Origin of the sequence: Acinetobacter lwoffii (assembly GCF_019343495.1) — a bacterium.
Lineage (GTDB): Bacteria > Pseudomonadota > Gammaproteobacteria > Pseudomonadales > Moraxellaceae > Acinetobacter > Acinetobacter lwoffii_P.
The window spans coordinates 2,455,187-2,470,513 of the sequence record NZ_CP072549.1 but is presented as its reverse complement, the minus strand read 5'-3'; the positions used below and the strand labels follow the sequence as shown (position 1 = coordinate 2,470,513).

General features: G+C 45.1%; 12 protein-coding genes and 5 tRNA genes. All 17 read right to left on the bottom strand.

All coding sequences use genetic code 11. The features are described 5' to 3' along the window. Positions 1-70: 70 nt before the first annotated feature. Positions 71-4,159 (bottom strand): DNA-directed RNA polymerase subunit beta, encoded by a 4,089-nt coding sequence (rpoB, locus tag J7649_RS11650; RefSeq protein ID WP_219308178.1) that lies wholly within the window; start codon positions 4,157-4,159, stop codon positions 71-73. A gap of 306 nt (positions 4,160-4,465) precedes the next feature. Further along, entirely contained in the window at positions 4,466-4,831 is a 366-nt protein-coding gene (gene rplL / locus J7649_RS11645) for a 50S ribosomal protein L7/L12 (RefSeq protein WP_004278611.1), read from the bottom strand. A gap of 48 nt (positions 4,832-4,879) precedes the next feature. Then, complete coding sequence (gene rplJ, locus J7649_RS11640) at positions 4,880-5,386, bottom strand: 50S ribosomal protein L10 (RefSeq protein WP_004278612.1); 507 nt, start codon at positions 5,384-5,386, stop codon at positions 4,880-4,882. 301 nt (positions 5,387-5,687) lie between these two features. Continuing rightward, positions 5,688-6,383, bottom strand: coding sequence for a 50S ribosomal protein L1 (gene rplA / locus J7649_RS11635; RefSeq protein ID WP_004278613.1), 696 nt, complete (start codon positions 6,381-6,383; stop codon positions 5,688-5,690). A gap of 3 nt (positions 6,384-6,386) precedes the next feature. Continuing rightward, positions 6,387-6,815, bottom strand: coding sequence for a 50S ribosomal protein L11 (gene rplK, locus J7649_RS11630; RefSeq protein ID WP_004278614.1), 429 nt, complete (start codon positions 6,813-6,815; stop codon positions 6,387-6,389). 119 nt (positions 6,816-6,934) lie between these two features. After that, a complete protein-coding gene (nusG, locus tag J7649_RS11625; RefSeq protein WP_004278615.1) occupies positions 6,935-7,468 on the bottom strand; it encodes a transcription termination/antitermination protein NusG in 534 nt (177 codons plus the stop codon). A 7-nt stretch (positions 7,469-7,475) separates the two neighbouring features. Next, positions 7,476-7,916, bottom strand: a complete 441-nt coding sequence (gene secE, locus J7649_RS11620; protein ID WP_004278617.1) for a preprotein translocase subunit SecE — start codon at positions 7,914-7,916, stop codon at positions 7,476-7,478. Positions 7,917-7,990: 74 nt separating this feature from the next. After that, positions 7,991-8,066 (bottom strand) — tRNA-Trp (locus J7649_RS11615). A 52-nt stretch (positions 8,067-8,118) separates the two neighbouring features. Continuing rightward, a complete protein-coding gene (gene tuf, locus J7649_RS11610; protein ID WP_004646112.1) occupies positions 8,119-9,309 on the bottom strand; it encodes an elongation factor Tu in 1,191 nt (396 codons plus the stop codon). A gap of 150 nt (positions 9,310-9,459) precedes the next feature. Continuing rightward, positions 9,460-9,534, bottom strand: a tRNA-Thr gene (locus tag J7649_RS11605). A 17-nt stretch (positions 9,535-9,551) separates the two neighbouring features. Further along, positions 9,552-9,627, bottom strand: a tRNA-Gly gene (locus J7649_RS11600). A gap of 38 nt (positions 9,628-9,665) precedes the next feature. After that, positions 9,666-9,749 (bottom strand) — tRNA-Tyr (locus J7649_RS11595). Positions 9,750-9,805: 56 nt separating this feature from the next. After that, positions 9,806-9,881: transfer RNA gene (locus J7649_RS11590), tRNA-Thr, on the bottom strand. A gap of 98 nt (positions 9,882-9,979) precedes the next feature. Then, positions 9,980-11,473 carry an anthranilate synthase component I gene (trpE, locus tag J7649_RS11585; RefSeq protein ID WP_219308167.1) on the bottom strand — a complete coding sequence of 498 codons (1,494 nt, stop codon included), beginning with the start codon at positions 11,471-11,473 and terminating at the stop codon, positions 9,980-9,982. 108 nt (positions 11,474-11,581) lie between these two features. Continuing rightward, positions 11,582-12,250, bottom strand: a complete 669-nt coding sequence (locus tag J7649_RS11580; RefSeq protein WP_086044201.1) for a phosphoglycolate phosphatase — start codon at positions 12,248-12,250, stop codon at positions 11,582-11,584. A gap of 78 nt (positions 12,251-12,328) precedes the next feature. Next, entirely contained in the window at positions 12,329-12,988 is a 660-nt protein-coding gene (locus J7649_RS11575; protein ID WP_219308165.1) for an FHA domain-containing protein, read from the bottom strand. Positions 12,989-13,050: 62 nt separating this feature from the next. Continuing rightward, entirely contained in the window at positions 13,051-15,312 is a 2,262-nt protein-coding gene (gene gspD / locus J7649_RS11570) for a type II secretion system secretin GspD (protein WP_219308163.1), read from the bottom strand. Between the last annotated feature and the right edge of the window lie 15 nt (positions 15,313-15,327).

Below are 15,327 nucleotides of genomic sequence, written 5' to 3'. Positions count from 1 at the left end.
GTCCCCCCCTTTGTTAAGGGGGAAGCCCCTCTTTATCAAAGAGGGGTTTGGGGAGATTCAATGGAACTAATTAGTCACCATTTTTCAGTTCAATGTTGATACCTAAAGAACGGATCTCTTTGGTCAATACGTTGAACGATTCAGGCATGCCCGGGTCCATATAATGGTTGCCATCTACAATGTTCTTGTAGATACGGGTACGGCCTTCAACGTCATCCGATTTCACAGTCAGCATTTCTTGTAGCGTATATGCTGCACCGTAAGCTTCTAGTGCCCAGACTTCCATCTCACCGAAACGCTGACCACCGAATTGTGCTTTACCACCAAGCGGCTGTTGCGTTACTAGAGAGTAAGAACCAGTTGAACGCGCATGCATCTTGTCATCAACCAAGTGGTTCAGTTTCAGCATGTACATGTAACCTACAGTTACCGGACGATCGAAACGCTCACCAGTACGACCATCATATAATACGGTCTGACCAGTACTAGACAGGCCTGCAAGTTGTAACAACTCTTTGATCTGACCTTCTTCAGCACCATCGAATACCGGAGTAGCCAAAGGCACGCCAGCACGCAAGTTGCCAGAAAGTTTCAAGATTTCTTCATCAGTCAAGCTATCAAGATCTTCTTGCTCGCCACCAACTTTGTTGTAAATCTTGTCTAGGAAATCACGAAGCTCAAGTACAGTACGTTGCTCTTTCATCATCTTGTCGATTTGATCGCCAAGACCTTTCGCCGCCATACCCAAGTGAGTTTCAAGAATCTGACCCACGTTCATACGCGATGGTACGCCAAGCGGGTTCAATACGATATCAACAGGTACACCGTTGGCATCATGTGGCATGTCTTCTACCGGCAGGATGTTTGATACAACACCTTTGTTACCGTGACGACCCGCCATCTTATCACCCGGCTGGATGCGACGTTTTACAGCAAGATAAACCTTAACAACTTTTAGAACGCCAGTGGTCAGTTCATCGCCTGTAGAAAGTTTGCGTTTTTTCTCAGCAAATTTCTCGTCAATTTCGAAGCTCTTCTCTTTCAAGAACACTTGAATTTGAGTTAAACGTTCAGCAATTGCTTCATCAACTGGTTGAATTTCAAGAAGATCAACAAGCTCTAAACCAGACAACACATCTTCAGACAGTTTGTCGCCACGTTTAGTTGTACCGCCACCATTCGACTCTTGGCCATTCAGTAGACGGATTACACGTTCACGTGCAGCTTCTTCGAAGATTTTAAATTCTTCTTTCAAGTCTTTACGGTATGCGTCCAATTGTGCTTTTTCAATTGCTTGAGCACGTTCGTCTTTTTCAAGACCGTCACGTGTAAACACTTGAACGTCAATCACAGTACCTTTTGTACCTGATGGAACGCGTAAAGATGAGTCTTTTACGTCAGCCGCTTTTTCACCGAAGATTGCACGTAGCAATTTTTCTTCTGGAGTAAGCTGTGTTTCACCTTTAGGGGTTACTTTACCTACAAGGATGTCCCCAGCAGTTACTTCAGCACCGATGTAAACAATACCTGACTCGTCCAGTTTAGACAGAGCAGCTTCACCTACGTTCGGGATATCGGCAGTGATTTCTTCCGCACCCAGTTTGGTATCACGTGCGACACATGACAATTCCTGGATATGAATCGAGGTTAAACGGTCTTCTTGAAGTACACGCTCAGAAAGTAAGATCGAGTCTTCGTAGTTGTAACCGTTCCAGGTCATGAACGCAACGCGCATGTTTTGACCCAGTGCTAGCTCACCGCCATCAGTCGATGGACCATCAGCCAGTACATCACCACGACCTACTTTATCACCTAGGTTCACAAGAATTTTCTGGTTGATACAAGTGTTCTGGTTCGAACGGGTGTACTTGATCAGGTTGTAGATATCTACACCTGCTTCACCTGCGATCATTTCGTCTTCATTCACACGAATAACCACACGAGACGCATCAACAAACTCGATACGACCACCACGCTGAGCGATCACACATACACCTGAGTCATGTGCTACGTTCGCTTCCATACCGGTACCAACAAGCGGCTTGTCAGCGATCAACGTCGGAACTGCCTGACGTTGCATGTTCGAACCCATTAACGCACGGTTGGCGTCATCGTGTTCTAGGAATGGAATCAGTGACGCTGCTACAGATACAACCTGCTGAGCAGATACATCCATATGGGTTACTTTTTCAGGAGGAATACGTACGAAGTCACCTTGATGACGAACAGATACAAACTCTTCTGTTAAGTTACCGTCTTTATCCATTGCAGAATCGGCCTGTGCAATCACAGTGCCTACTTCTTCAATTGCAGAGAGGTATTCAACTTCATCTGTTACACGACCATCAACAACCTTACGGTACGGGGTTTCCAGGAAACCGAAGTTGTTACATTTCGCATAAACAGAAAGCGAGTTGATCAAACCAATGTTTGGACCTTCCGGTGTTTCAATTGGACATACACGACCGTAGTGAGTTTGATGTACGTCACGTACTTCAAAGCCTGCACGCTCACGTGTTAAACCGCCGGGACCAAGCGCAGAAACACGACGTTTGTGGGTAATCTCAGATAACGGGTTGTTTTGGTCCATAAACTGAGATAACTGGCTTGAACCAAAGAATTCTTTGATTGCAGCAGCTACTGGCTTCGCATTGATCAAATCTTGCGGAGACAGGTTGTCAGTTTCAGCTTGGCTTAAACGTTCTTTAACAGCACGTTCTACACGAACCAGACCTACACGGAATTGGTTTTCTGTCATTTCACCAACAGAACGAACACGACGGTTACCCAAGTGATCGATATCGTCGACTTCACCTTTACCGTTACGGATTTCAACTAATGTTTTTAATACATCAGTGATATCTTCGTTCGAGAGAATGCCTTCAACTTCACGTGACTTCTGATCTGTACCCACTTCATAAGGACGACCCAAACGACGGTTGAACTTCATACGACCAACTGGAGACAAGTCATAGCGTTCAGAAGAGAAGAACAAGTTGTTGAATAGGTTTTCAGCAGCTTCTTTTGTTGGTGGCTCGCCCGGGCGCATGACTTTGTAGATTTCTACCAATGCTTCTTCACGATTGCTCGTTGTATCTGCACGTAGAGAATCTGCAACGAATGAACCGCGGTCGATATCATTAGTGAACAGAATATTGAACTGCTTCACGCCGCCTTCTGCAATTTTCACCATGATTTCATGGCTTAATACAGTATTGGCCGCAATCACATCACCATCTTTTAATGGGATGTCTTCAGCAGTGATACGCTCATACAGGTACTCATCAGGCACTGCAAGTTTTTCAAGACCTGAAGCTTCCATTTGACGTACATGACGCGCATTGATACGTTTACCTTGCTCAACAATTGCCTTGCCATCCTTGTCCAGGATGTCAAATTGTGCCATTTCGCCACGCAGACGTTCAGGCACCAGGTCAATCTGGTAGCTACCCATGTCAAGATACACAGGTACTTTCTCATAGAACATGTCGAGAATGTTTTCGTTGCTATAACCCAAGGCACGAAGCACCACAGTCGCAAGCAATTTACGACGACGGTCAATACGTACATAGACGAGGTCTTTGGCATCGAATTCAAAGTCTAACCATGAACCACGGTAAGGAATGATACGCGCTGAATAAAGGACTTTACCACTTGAGTGAGTCTTGCCTTTATCGTGATCAAAGAATACGCCTGGTGAACGGTGTAATTGTGACACGATCACACGCTCGGTACCGTTAATCACAAAGGTACCGTTATCCGTCATTAATGGCATTTCGCCCATATAGACTTCTTGTTCACGTACGTCTTTAATTGACTTCGTTTCACGATCTTTCAGGATCAAACGAATTTTTACACGCATTGGTGCTGCATAAGTTGAGCCACGAAGAATACATTCGCGTACATCAAACTCAGGCTTACCAAGACTATACTCAACAAATTCTAAAGCAGCATTGCCAGAATAACTTTCAATAGGAAAAACTGAACGAAATGCGGCTTGGAGACCGATATCTTCGCGGTTTTTTGGTGATTTGCCATCTTGTAAGAATGTTCTGTACGAGTCGACTTGAATCGCGAGCAAGTACGGAGCATCCATGACGCTAGGCAATTTACCAAAATTCTTACGGATCCGTTTCTTTTCGGTATATGAGTATGCCATCTGGAGTCCTCGGAAAGTGTAAACCAAGCCCGCCTGCAGAACGGGCTCAGAAGGAATTACGCTGGCCGATATGGCCACCACTCTTTACAAATGCTGCAATTTTTAGTGGTATTAAAACGCTTATCAATATTTTTTAATGAAAAATATTGGTAAACGTTTGTTCATTATGTTTATTTTCAATTTGTATGATTTTTATATCATGCAAACAAAAATCGAGCCGATTATTGTAACGCAAAAAGGCTGATGACCCAAGAGCCATCAGCCAATTTTTGGAGCCGATTATAAAAAACCGGCTCCCTTAAGAAATTACTTAAGAGTAACTGTAGCACCAGCTTCTTCAAGTTTCTTCTTAAGCTCTTCGCCTTCTTCTTTAGAAACGCCTTCTTTAAGAACTGCAGGAGCGCCTTCAACCATGTCTTTAGCTTCTTTCAAGCCAAGGCCAGTCGCTTCACGAACTGCTTTAATTACAGCAACTTTGTTCGCGCCGAAAGAAGTCAATTCAACATTGAATTCAGTTTGTTCTTCAGCAGCAGCAGCAGCAGGACCAGCAGCAACAGCTACAGCAGCAGCAGATACATTGAATTTCTCTTCGAAAGCAGAGATAAGTTCAACAAGTTCAAGAACAGTTTTTTCAGCAACTGCGTTTAGGATTTCTTCGTTTGTTAAAGCCATGAGATTAACTCCAAATGGGTATTGAATGATGTGTGTTTAAGTTTGAGCTTAAGCAGCTTCTGACTCGTTTTTCTCTTGAAGCGCTGTAAGTAAGCGGCCCAATTTCGAAATAGGAGCTTGAAGAACGTTTGCAAGCATAGTAAGCGCTTTCTCTTGGTTCGGAAGATTCGCGATTACGCTAACTTCTGCACCTTGATAAAGTTTGCCATCAAATGCAGCAGCTTTAAGTTCAAATGCTTTATTAGTTTTAGCGAATTCTTCGAACAAACGTGCAGCAGCACCCATGTCGTCTTCAGAATTCGAGAAAGCTAAGATTGTTGGGCCAACAAGGTTGTCGTTCAAGATATTGAATTGAGTATCTTGAAGAGCACGTTTAGCCAAAGTGTTACGAACGATACGTGTAGTAACACCAAGTTTACGCGCTTCAACACGTAGAGTAGTTAACTGCTCTACAGTCAAACCTTGGTAGTCAGCAACAACAGCAGCAAATGCAGTAGAAGCAACTTCAGCTACTTCAGCTACGATCTGTTTTTTGCCTTCGATAAGAAGAGCCATTGTAAAACCTCCTAACGGTGATTTATGTACTTACGCGAAGTACACTCCCAATTCGCAAGACCATCACTGGACTCACACGCGGAGGATGAACAAATCACACCACCGCGTCTACGCAGGCTGGGCTATTAAGAGAGAAGCATAAAACTTCCCTCGCCCGCGGTCTTTGACGCTGATAAATTTTCATTTATCAATTCAAAGTTTGCCTAAGTCTGCAAAATACGACAGAGCGTTTCTTGCGTAAGTTTTAAAGCAACGCTTTAAAACTTACTCAGGGCTTTAAAATTCTGTAATAAGTCGAGACTTATTTAGAAACGTTTGCTACATCAACGATCAAACCAGGACCCATAGTTGAGCTCAAAGTGATCTTTTGAATGTATACGCCTTTAGACGTAGCAGGTTTCAAACGTTTTAAGTCAGCAACAAGTGCTTCAACGTTTTGACGAACAGCAGCAGCTTCAAAACCTACTTGACCGATCGCAGCATGGATAATACCAGCTTTGTCTACGCGGTAACGTGCTTGACCAGCTTTTGCATTTTTAACTGCAGTAGCAACGTCAGGAGTTACAGTACCCACTTTAGGGTTTGGCATTAAGCCACGTGGACCAAGGATCGTACCAAGTTTACCTACAACGCGCATTGCATCTGGAGCAGCAATTACTACGTCAAAGTCAAGGTTACCCGCTTGGATGCTTTCAGCAAGATCGTCGAAACCAACAACGTCTGCGCCTTCAGCTTTAGCAGCTTCAGCAGCAGCGCCTTGAGCGAATACAGCTACACGTACAGTTTTACCAGTACCTGCAGGAAGTGTAGTCGCGCCACGAACAACTTGGTCAGATTTACGAGGATCAACACCTAGGTTTACCGCGATATCTAGAGATTCTTTGAATTTAGGAGCTGGAAGGCTCTCTAAAACTGCAACAGCTTCTTCTAGCGTGTAAACTTTGTGCGCTTCTACAGCAGCTACAATCGCTTTTTGACGTTTAGTTAATTTAGCCATGTCTTAAAGCTCCACTTCCAAGCCCATAGAACGCGCAGAACCAGCAATGGTACGTACACGTGCGTCTAAATCAGCACCAGTCAAATCTGGTTCTTTAGTAGTCGCGATTTCTTCGATTTGAGCACGAGTCAACTTACCAACTTTAGTTTTGTTAGGTACAGCTGAACCCTTCTGGATACCAGCAGCTTTCTTAAGAAGAACAGCAGCAGGTGGAGTTTTCATGATGAATGTGAACGACTTGTCGTTGTACACAGTGATCACGACTGGAATTGGCAGACCAGCTTCAACTTTTTGTGTAGCAGCATTGAATTCTTTACAGAATGCCATGATGTTTACACCACGTTGACCTAGTGCAGGACCAATCGGTGGAGATGGATTCGCTTTACCAGCTGGAACTTGCAGCTTGATATAGCCGTCAATCTTCTTAGCCATTTCAAATTACCTCTGGGTGCAAACGCCGGTGAAGGCTCCCCAATGATTTCAAGTAACGATACCGTTACAACAACAATGCCTGACTTATAAATAAGTCAGGCGTTTTCAACCCATACAAATTAGACTGATTTTTCGACTTGACGAAATTCCAATTCAACTTGAGTTGGTCGGTTAAATACATTAATGGTCAGCGTTAAACGCGACTTTTCGTACTGAACTTCTTCCACCACACCTTTAAAGTCAGTGAATGGACCGTCAACCACGAGTAATTCTTCGCCTGGTTCAAACATCGTCTTAGGACGAGGCGCTTCACCAGTATTGCGTACACGCGCAAGAATCGCATCTGCTTCTTTTTGCGTAATCGGTGCCGGTTTTTCAGCCGTACCACCAATAAAACCTAAAACTTTTGGACATTCTTTAACAATGTGCCAAGTATCATCGTTCATTTCCATTTCGACTAGGACATAGCCAGGAAAGAACTTACGCTCTGATTTACGCTTCTTGCCATCCTTCATTTCTACCACTTCTTCGGTAGGAACAAGGACTTCACCAAAGCTATCGGCAACAGCGCTACGCTGGATTCGATCATTAAGCGAACGCATCACTTGTTTTTCATAACCTGAATAGGCATGAATAATGTACCAACGTTTCATAGCTCTCTTACCCGATAATAAACTTCATTAACCAGCCTAAAATATAGTCAAAACACCACAATAAGATGGATGCAATTACGACTACAACAAGAACTTGCCAAGATGTGGACATCGTCTCTTGCTTGGTAGGCCAGGTCACTCGACGCAACTCAATTCGTGCATCTTTCAGCAGACGAATAAAGCCTTTGCCTTGATGGGTGGCGTATAATAAACCGAATGCTGCAACGATACAAGCCAAAATCACCCCAACGCGCACCCAAATATCATTCGCAGGTGCCCAGTACGCTGGTAAATATTGGTTTACCATCATTGCACCAACCAATAAAATCAAGGCGATAACCCATAGAACCATGTCTAATGGAGAACCAGAACTTACATCTACTGCAGGATTATTTCTTTGAGGAATTGCCGCTTCGCCTAATGCGTCGCGTGATTTTTCATTCGACATTTTTGTACTCGTCGTAGGTTTCGCGACTTATTATATGACCAATTTTGCCGACATCAAGCGTCTTTTTAGAAACTTGGCAGGTCAGGAGGGACTCGAACCCCCAACATTCGGTTTTGGAGACCGACGCTCTACCAATTGAACTACTGACCTGCAAAACAACAAGTTGGAGCCTAAGCTCCAACCTGCTTGTCTTATTCTATGATTATGCAGTTACTTTAGCAACTACACCAGCACCCACTGTACGACCGCCTTCACGGATCGCAAAACGTAGACCTGGGTCCATTGCGATTGGGTGGATTAGCTCTACTGACATCTCAACGTTGTCACCAGGCATAACCATTTCCACGCCTTCTTTAAGCGCGATCGCACCAGTTACGTCCGTAGTACGGAAGTAGAACTGTGGACGGTAACCGTTAAGGAATGGAGTGTGACGACCACCTTCTTCTTTAGAAAGTACGTATACTTCCGCATCGAATTTAGTGTGTGGCTTGATCGCACCTGGTTTAGTCAATACTTGACCACGTTGTACGTCTTCACGCTTAGTACCACGAAGAAGAACACCACAGTTCTCGCCCGCACGACCTTCGTCAAGAAGTTTACGGAACATTTCTACGCCGGTTACTGTAGTAGTTTGAGTATCACGGATACCAACGATTTCTACAGACTCACCTACTTTAACGATACCAGTCTCTACACGGCCAGTTACTACTGTACCACGACCAGAGATTGAGAATACGTCTTCAATTGGCATAAGGAATGGAAGGTCAATTGCACGCTCTGGCTCTGGAATGTAAGAGTCAAGTGCTTCAACAAGCGCAACTACCGCTGGCTCGCCGTATTGGCTGTCATCACCGTTAAGCGCAAGAAGAGCAGAACCACGGATCACTGGAGTGTCATCACCCGGGAAGTCGTAAGTAGAAAGAAGTTCACGAACTTCCATTTCAACTAGTTCAAGAAGCTCTTCGTCGTCTACAAGGTCGCATTTGTTCAAGAATACAACGATGTAAGGTACACCTACCTGACGAGAAAGCAGGATGTGTTCACGAGTCTGTGGCATAGGACCATCAGTCGCAGCACATACAAGGATCGCACCATCCATCTGAGCAGCACCAGTAATCATGTTTTTAACATAATCGGCGTGGCCCGGGCAGTCTACGTGAGCGTAGTGACGAGTTGGAGAATCGTATTCTACGTGTGAAGTATTAATTGTAATACCACGTGCTTTTTCTTCTGGTGCAGAGTCGATTGCAGCGTAGTCTTTCGCTTCGCCACCGAATTTCTTCGCACATACAGTTGCAATTGCAGCTGTTAAAGTTGTTTTACCATGGTCAACGTGACCAATTGTGCCCACGTTAACGTGTGGCTTATTACGTTCAAACTTAGCCTTAGCCATGTTAATCTTCCTCGTTTACGTCGAACACAATTCTGAGTAAAACCCAGCTCCGACATATCGTTTAAAAAAACCGAACACCAAATACTTGAAAAGCAGACTAAATAGCCTGCTTTTGGAATTTCTTTGCAACAGAGTTGCTAAACTGTAATCTGGAGCTCTTATCGAGATTTGAACTCGAGACCTCTCCCTTACCAAGGGAGTGCTCTACCACTGAGCTATAAGAGCAAATATTAGTACTTCAATGGAGCGGGAGACGAGGGTCGAACTCGCGACATGTAGCTTGGAAGGCTACCGCTCTACCAACTGAGCTACTCCCGCACGATGTTGGTACAAACCACTTATTGAAGTCTTAAAATTGGTGGTGAGGGAAGGATTCGAACCTTCGAAACTTTCGTAGCGGAGTTACAGTCCGCCCCCTTTGACCGCTCGGGAACCTCACCATTTTTTACACTTACATCAGTGCTGTTCATTACTTCACACTACCAAACCTCTAAGATGGTGCCGGCACACGGATTCGAACTGTGGACCTACTGATTACAAGTCAGTTGCTCTACCAACTGAGCTATGCCGGCGTTTCTTAGTGTTTCGTACGTTTCGTATCGGAACGGTGTGCAGTTTAGCAAAACTCAGAATCCTTGCAAGTGTTTTTTTCAAAAAAAACCTCAAAAACTCATAAAATCAAACCATTTGATGATAATTCAACCGCTTTGATCACTGCGCGAGCTTTTATTTGGGTTTCATTCCACTCAGATTCAGGATTTGAGTCGGCAACTAACCCTGCTCCAGCCTGAACATAGACCTTATTTTCGCGAATGACACAGGTACGAATCGCAATCGACATGTCCATTTCGCCATGCCAGCCTAAATAACCAACAGCACCACCAAAAATTCCACGTTTTACCGGCTCAACTTCGTCAATAATTTCCATGGCACGGATTTTTGGCGCACCTGAAAGTGTACCAGCAGGGAAAGTTGCTTTAAAAACATCCAGAGCATCGACATCATCACGCACTTCACCCTGCACATTGGAGACAATATGCATCACATGCGAATAACGTTCGATCACCATTTGATCAGTCACCTGCACTTTGCCAATTTTTGCGATACGCCCTACATCATTACGTCCCAAGTCAATCAGCATGACATGTTCGGCAATTTCTTTTTCATCGGATAATAGGTCTTCCTCAAGCGCCAGATCCTCTTCTTTGGTTTTACCGCGTGGGCGTGTTCCCGCAAGCGGTCGTACGGTAGCAATACCATTTTCCAGACGGGACAGAATTTCAGGAGAAGAGCCGACAATATGGAATGGCGTATTGTTTTCCAAGGTCTGCCCTTGCACAAGAAACAAATACGGCGATGGATTGAGATGACGCAGCGCACGATACACCTGTAGCGGGTCTCCATCGAAGTCAGACACCATCCGGTGCCCGGGTACGACCTGCATTACATCGCCAGCACGAATATACTCTTTGACTTTTTCTACCGAGGCAATGAAGTTGTCATGTCCGGTGAGGGACTCGAAATGTGGCGGCGTATGTTTTTCAGCTTTAAGACTGATGGGCGTGGCCAGAATATTTTCTAATTCATTTAATTGTTCATGTGCTTTTTCATAAGCAACTGGATCAGTTGCATCGGCATGTACAATCAAGAATAAAGTATCTTTCAGGTTATCAAAGACAATCACTGTTTTAGACAGCATCATCCAGATATCTGGCAAGCCGACCGGATCCGCTTCCGGCACATTTTTTAATTTCGGTTCGATATAACGCACCGCGTCATAACCAAAGTAACCGACTAATCCACCAGTAAAACTCGGTAGGTCCGGCAATTCTGCCTGGGTTGGCACCTTAAATTTCGCCTGAAAGTCGCGAATATATTGAAATGGGTCCGCACAGTGCTGCTTTTCAATCGAAGCATCTGCGTGCTGTACCGTCAGCTCGCCTGCATTGCAGGAAAATACCGTGGATTCACCTAGTCCAATAATCGAATAGCGCGCCCAGTTCTCACCACCTTCTACAGACTCGAATAAATAAGCCTGCTGATGCTGTTTAAGCCGAGCAAAAATAGAAAGTGGTGTATCGGTATCCGCCAGGCGCTGACGATAAACAGGAATGAGGTTATAGCCTTGCGCAGCAAGTTCTTGGAATTGTGCTTGAGTGGTCATGCGGTTTTTCTCTTTAAATTAGGGTTACTCAGTATGTAAATAGAATTGAACTGAGCGACGCCATCGAAAAACCTTACAACTATTCATTTTCTTTCCTTAGTACGCGTATTAGGCAAGTAATTCTCTAAGATCATCCACAATCTGCTGCGGCTGACAATCTGCAATATTTTCACCATGATTATAGCCATAGCTGACCACAACACAATCAATCCCGGCGCGGCGTGCGGCTTCAACATCATTGGAAGAATCGCCAATGAGCAAGACCTGTTCTTTGCTCACCTTATAATGTTCGACACAGTGCAACAACTGGCGTGGGTGCGGCTTACGTTCAGTAAAACGGTCGCCACCAATGGTATCGGCAAAATAATGAGCCATATCCAAGGTATCTAAAATGCTGCGGGCAGGAAGTTCAGGCTTATTGGTCACACAAATCAGGGTTTTACCTTGGGCTTTAGCCCAGTCCAGAAATTTCAGGATTCCCGGAAAAGGAACGGTATCGACGCAGGGATCGACATTATAGATATCCAGAAAAGTCGTTAAGAGTTCCTGATGCTGTGCCGGTGTGACTTCACCCACCAGATGCTGGAGTACACTTTCACAGAATATCGACGTGCCCTTACCTACCCAGGTCCGTACCTGCTCTTCAGTCACCAGAGGCAATTGCAGCACATTCAGGCTCATATTCATGGCGCGATACAGATCATGTGCTGAATCCACCAAGGTACCATCCAGATCAAACAAGATCAGTTCACGCTTTTCTAATTGTGCAATAGACATCCCGACCCTCTTTTATAATGTGCGCAGCCACAAAAAAGGCATGCGCTATGCATGCCTTGATTGTAACCAATCATCAGCTTATTTGAACAACAACCAAGCCATAATTGCCAAAATAATCAGCACAATCACTGAAATCAAACCTACAGATACATTTTTCTGGGTTTCTTTTTCCTGTTCTACACGTGATACAGGCTGCTCAACCGGAATTGGGGTAGGCTCTGGTTTTACCGCATTAATGTCCACGCCTTCCGGAATAGGCGCCGGTTTTGGAATACCGATATTGGTTGGCATGCCATCACGGGTTAATTGTACCGTAGCATCACGATGTTTCAGTTCCGGCATTCCCTGATCATTCATTTGCTGTGCAGGTGTAGGCTCAGCTACTTCGACCTGTTCCACAACTTTTTCTGCCGTTGCTTCAATTTCTGCTGGAACCTCGACTGCAGCCACAGGCGCCAGTACTGAAAATTTCAAGCTGGCAAACTGAACAATGTCATCCTGCTTTAATAAGGTTTCCTGCGCAATTTGCACATCATTGACGAAAGTACCGTTTGATGAACCCAAATCCTGCACCCAGAGCGCATCATCCTTCAGTAAAAATGCTGCATGTTTACGGGAGATTTCCGCAGCCTGCAATACAATATCCGCAGCCTGATGACGCCCCACCAGCATGTCACGGTCAATGCTAATTTCCTGTCCTGTTAAGTCGCCTGTAATCGCGTGTATTTTCCAAGTCATGAAAGTTACTTCTCTGTTCTCTTTGACATTATCATAACATGCTGTCTGCAAATGCGAATGGCTTAGCTTTTGGGTCTAAGTGTGGTTGTTGTAACGGTATTTTTACTTTTTTCTACCTGTTGTACGGGTTGTGCCACTTGTCGCTGAATCACTGGCTCTATCACTACCGGCGTAACGACTACATTGGCTGGTTGCGCCCGAACCGGTGCGGTCGGCACAGTTTGATAAGTCGAGTTTTGCAATGGCGTTCTGGATACCGGAATGCGCTGCTGATACACATCTTCAACACTTTCTGGGAGCTTGGCGAAGTTCCCATCTGAATCGAGTGCGAGTTGCAGACTATATAGCTGACTATAGCGTTGCTGGGTCAGTTTACGCACTGCATTTTTATCGCCCACAATGGTTGGGTGGATAAAAATCAGTAGATTACGTTTTTGATTGGACTTACCTTCTGAACGGAATAAACGTCCCAAGCCTGGAATCGCACCCAGACCCGGCACCGCTTGGCGTCCATAACTGGTGTTATCTGAAATCAGACCGCCAAGCACAATAGTTTGCCCATGTTCGGCCAGAATTGAGGTTTTAATTGCACGTTTGCTCGTCACCAGATCCTGCGCCTGCCCTTTACTGGCTTTGACATCAGAAACTTCCTGTTCCACTTCCAGGCGTACCGTACCATCTTCGCCAATATGCGGGACCACCTTTAAAGTGACCCCGACATCCTTACGTTCAATGGTGGTATAGGGATTAGCAACTCCAGCAGCACCTGTGGACACCGAACCGGTAACAAAGGGTACGTTTTCACCCACCACAATATAAGCTTCTTCATTGTCCATAGTCACAATTGACGGCGTAGACAACAGATTGGATTTAGTGGTTTCTTTGAGTGCCTGAATCATCGCACCATACAGACGACGGGAACCATCACTGCCTTCACGATAATCACCGAGTACCAGTGAACTGCCCGCGCCCACGGCACTTGCAGCACCTGCACCACCACCGGTGAGATAACCGGCCGCAATATTTTTCAGGCTAGTCCCAAAATTATCGAAGTTCACCAGTCCAATACCACTACTGATATCACCCAAGGCCCATTGCACACCGAGTTGATCCGCATCGGTTCCTTCCACTTCAATAATCGCGGCTTCAATCAAAACCTGTTGACGACGGATATCCAGCTGATCAATTGCCGATTCAATTTCCCGCATCAGTTGTGGATCTGCTTTCACCACCAGAGAATTTTGTGTGGTATCGGCAATAATACTGACGCCATTGCTATTAAAGCTGGTAATTCCGCCCTGCTCATTATTCATGCCGCTATTCAGCTGAATGCCTGAAGAGGTGTTGCTACTTGAACCTGTGCTGGTATTATTGTTATTTAAATTGCTACTAGAACTGAGCGAAGACGAGTTCGAGGATGTACTACTCGAATTTGAATTACTGTTCACCGCCTGCCCGCTTACCAAACCCTGCAAGATTTCCGCAAGATTTTTAGCGCTGGCATATTTCAGACGAAAAACTTTTAATCCACCCAAACGATCCGCAGCCGGTACATCCAGAGTTTCGATTACTTGACGCACCCGTTTGCGCGTCGTGGGATCACCTTTAATGATGATCCGGTTAGTACGAGTATCTGCAATCACCCGCACTCGCGAACCGCGGACATCTTTAGCTCCACCGGTTGCAGTCATGGACTCGATCAGTCCAATCATTTCTTCGGCTTGACTCGATTGTAAGCTGACCGCTTCAATGTCATTCTGACCAGTGCCATCCAGATTGCGAATGATGGTTTCCAGCTGGTAAATATTACTGGCACGATCCGACAAGATTAAAGCATTCGTACCCGGCACTGCCGCCAGATGGGCGAACTGCGGCATTAAAGGACGTAATGCAGGAATCAGGTCATTGGGATTGGTATTTTCCAGCCACAACACCCGGGTTACAATCTGGTCACCACTGGCACGACTTCTGGCATCATAGGGAATGCCCGAGCTTTTGACATTGCTGTCTGGAACCAGCTTGATGGTATTACCTGATGGAATCGCTACCACGCCATTCACATTCAGCACGCCTAAAAACAGGTCATAGACTTCATTTTTATTCAGGGCTTTATTGGAGATGACCGTCACGTTGCCACGTACCCGCGGATCGACTGCAAAGTTTTTGCCGGTAATATCGGCTACTTCATTAATGAATGCAGTTAAGTCAGCATCTCGAAGATTAATTTTCCAGGTTTGTGCATAACTCGCCGTACTGACCATAGCCATTAACGGTGCGGCCACACAGAATGCCCATGCTGATCGATTATTATTAAATAAAGCCATAAACTTTCGTGTTTC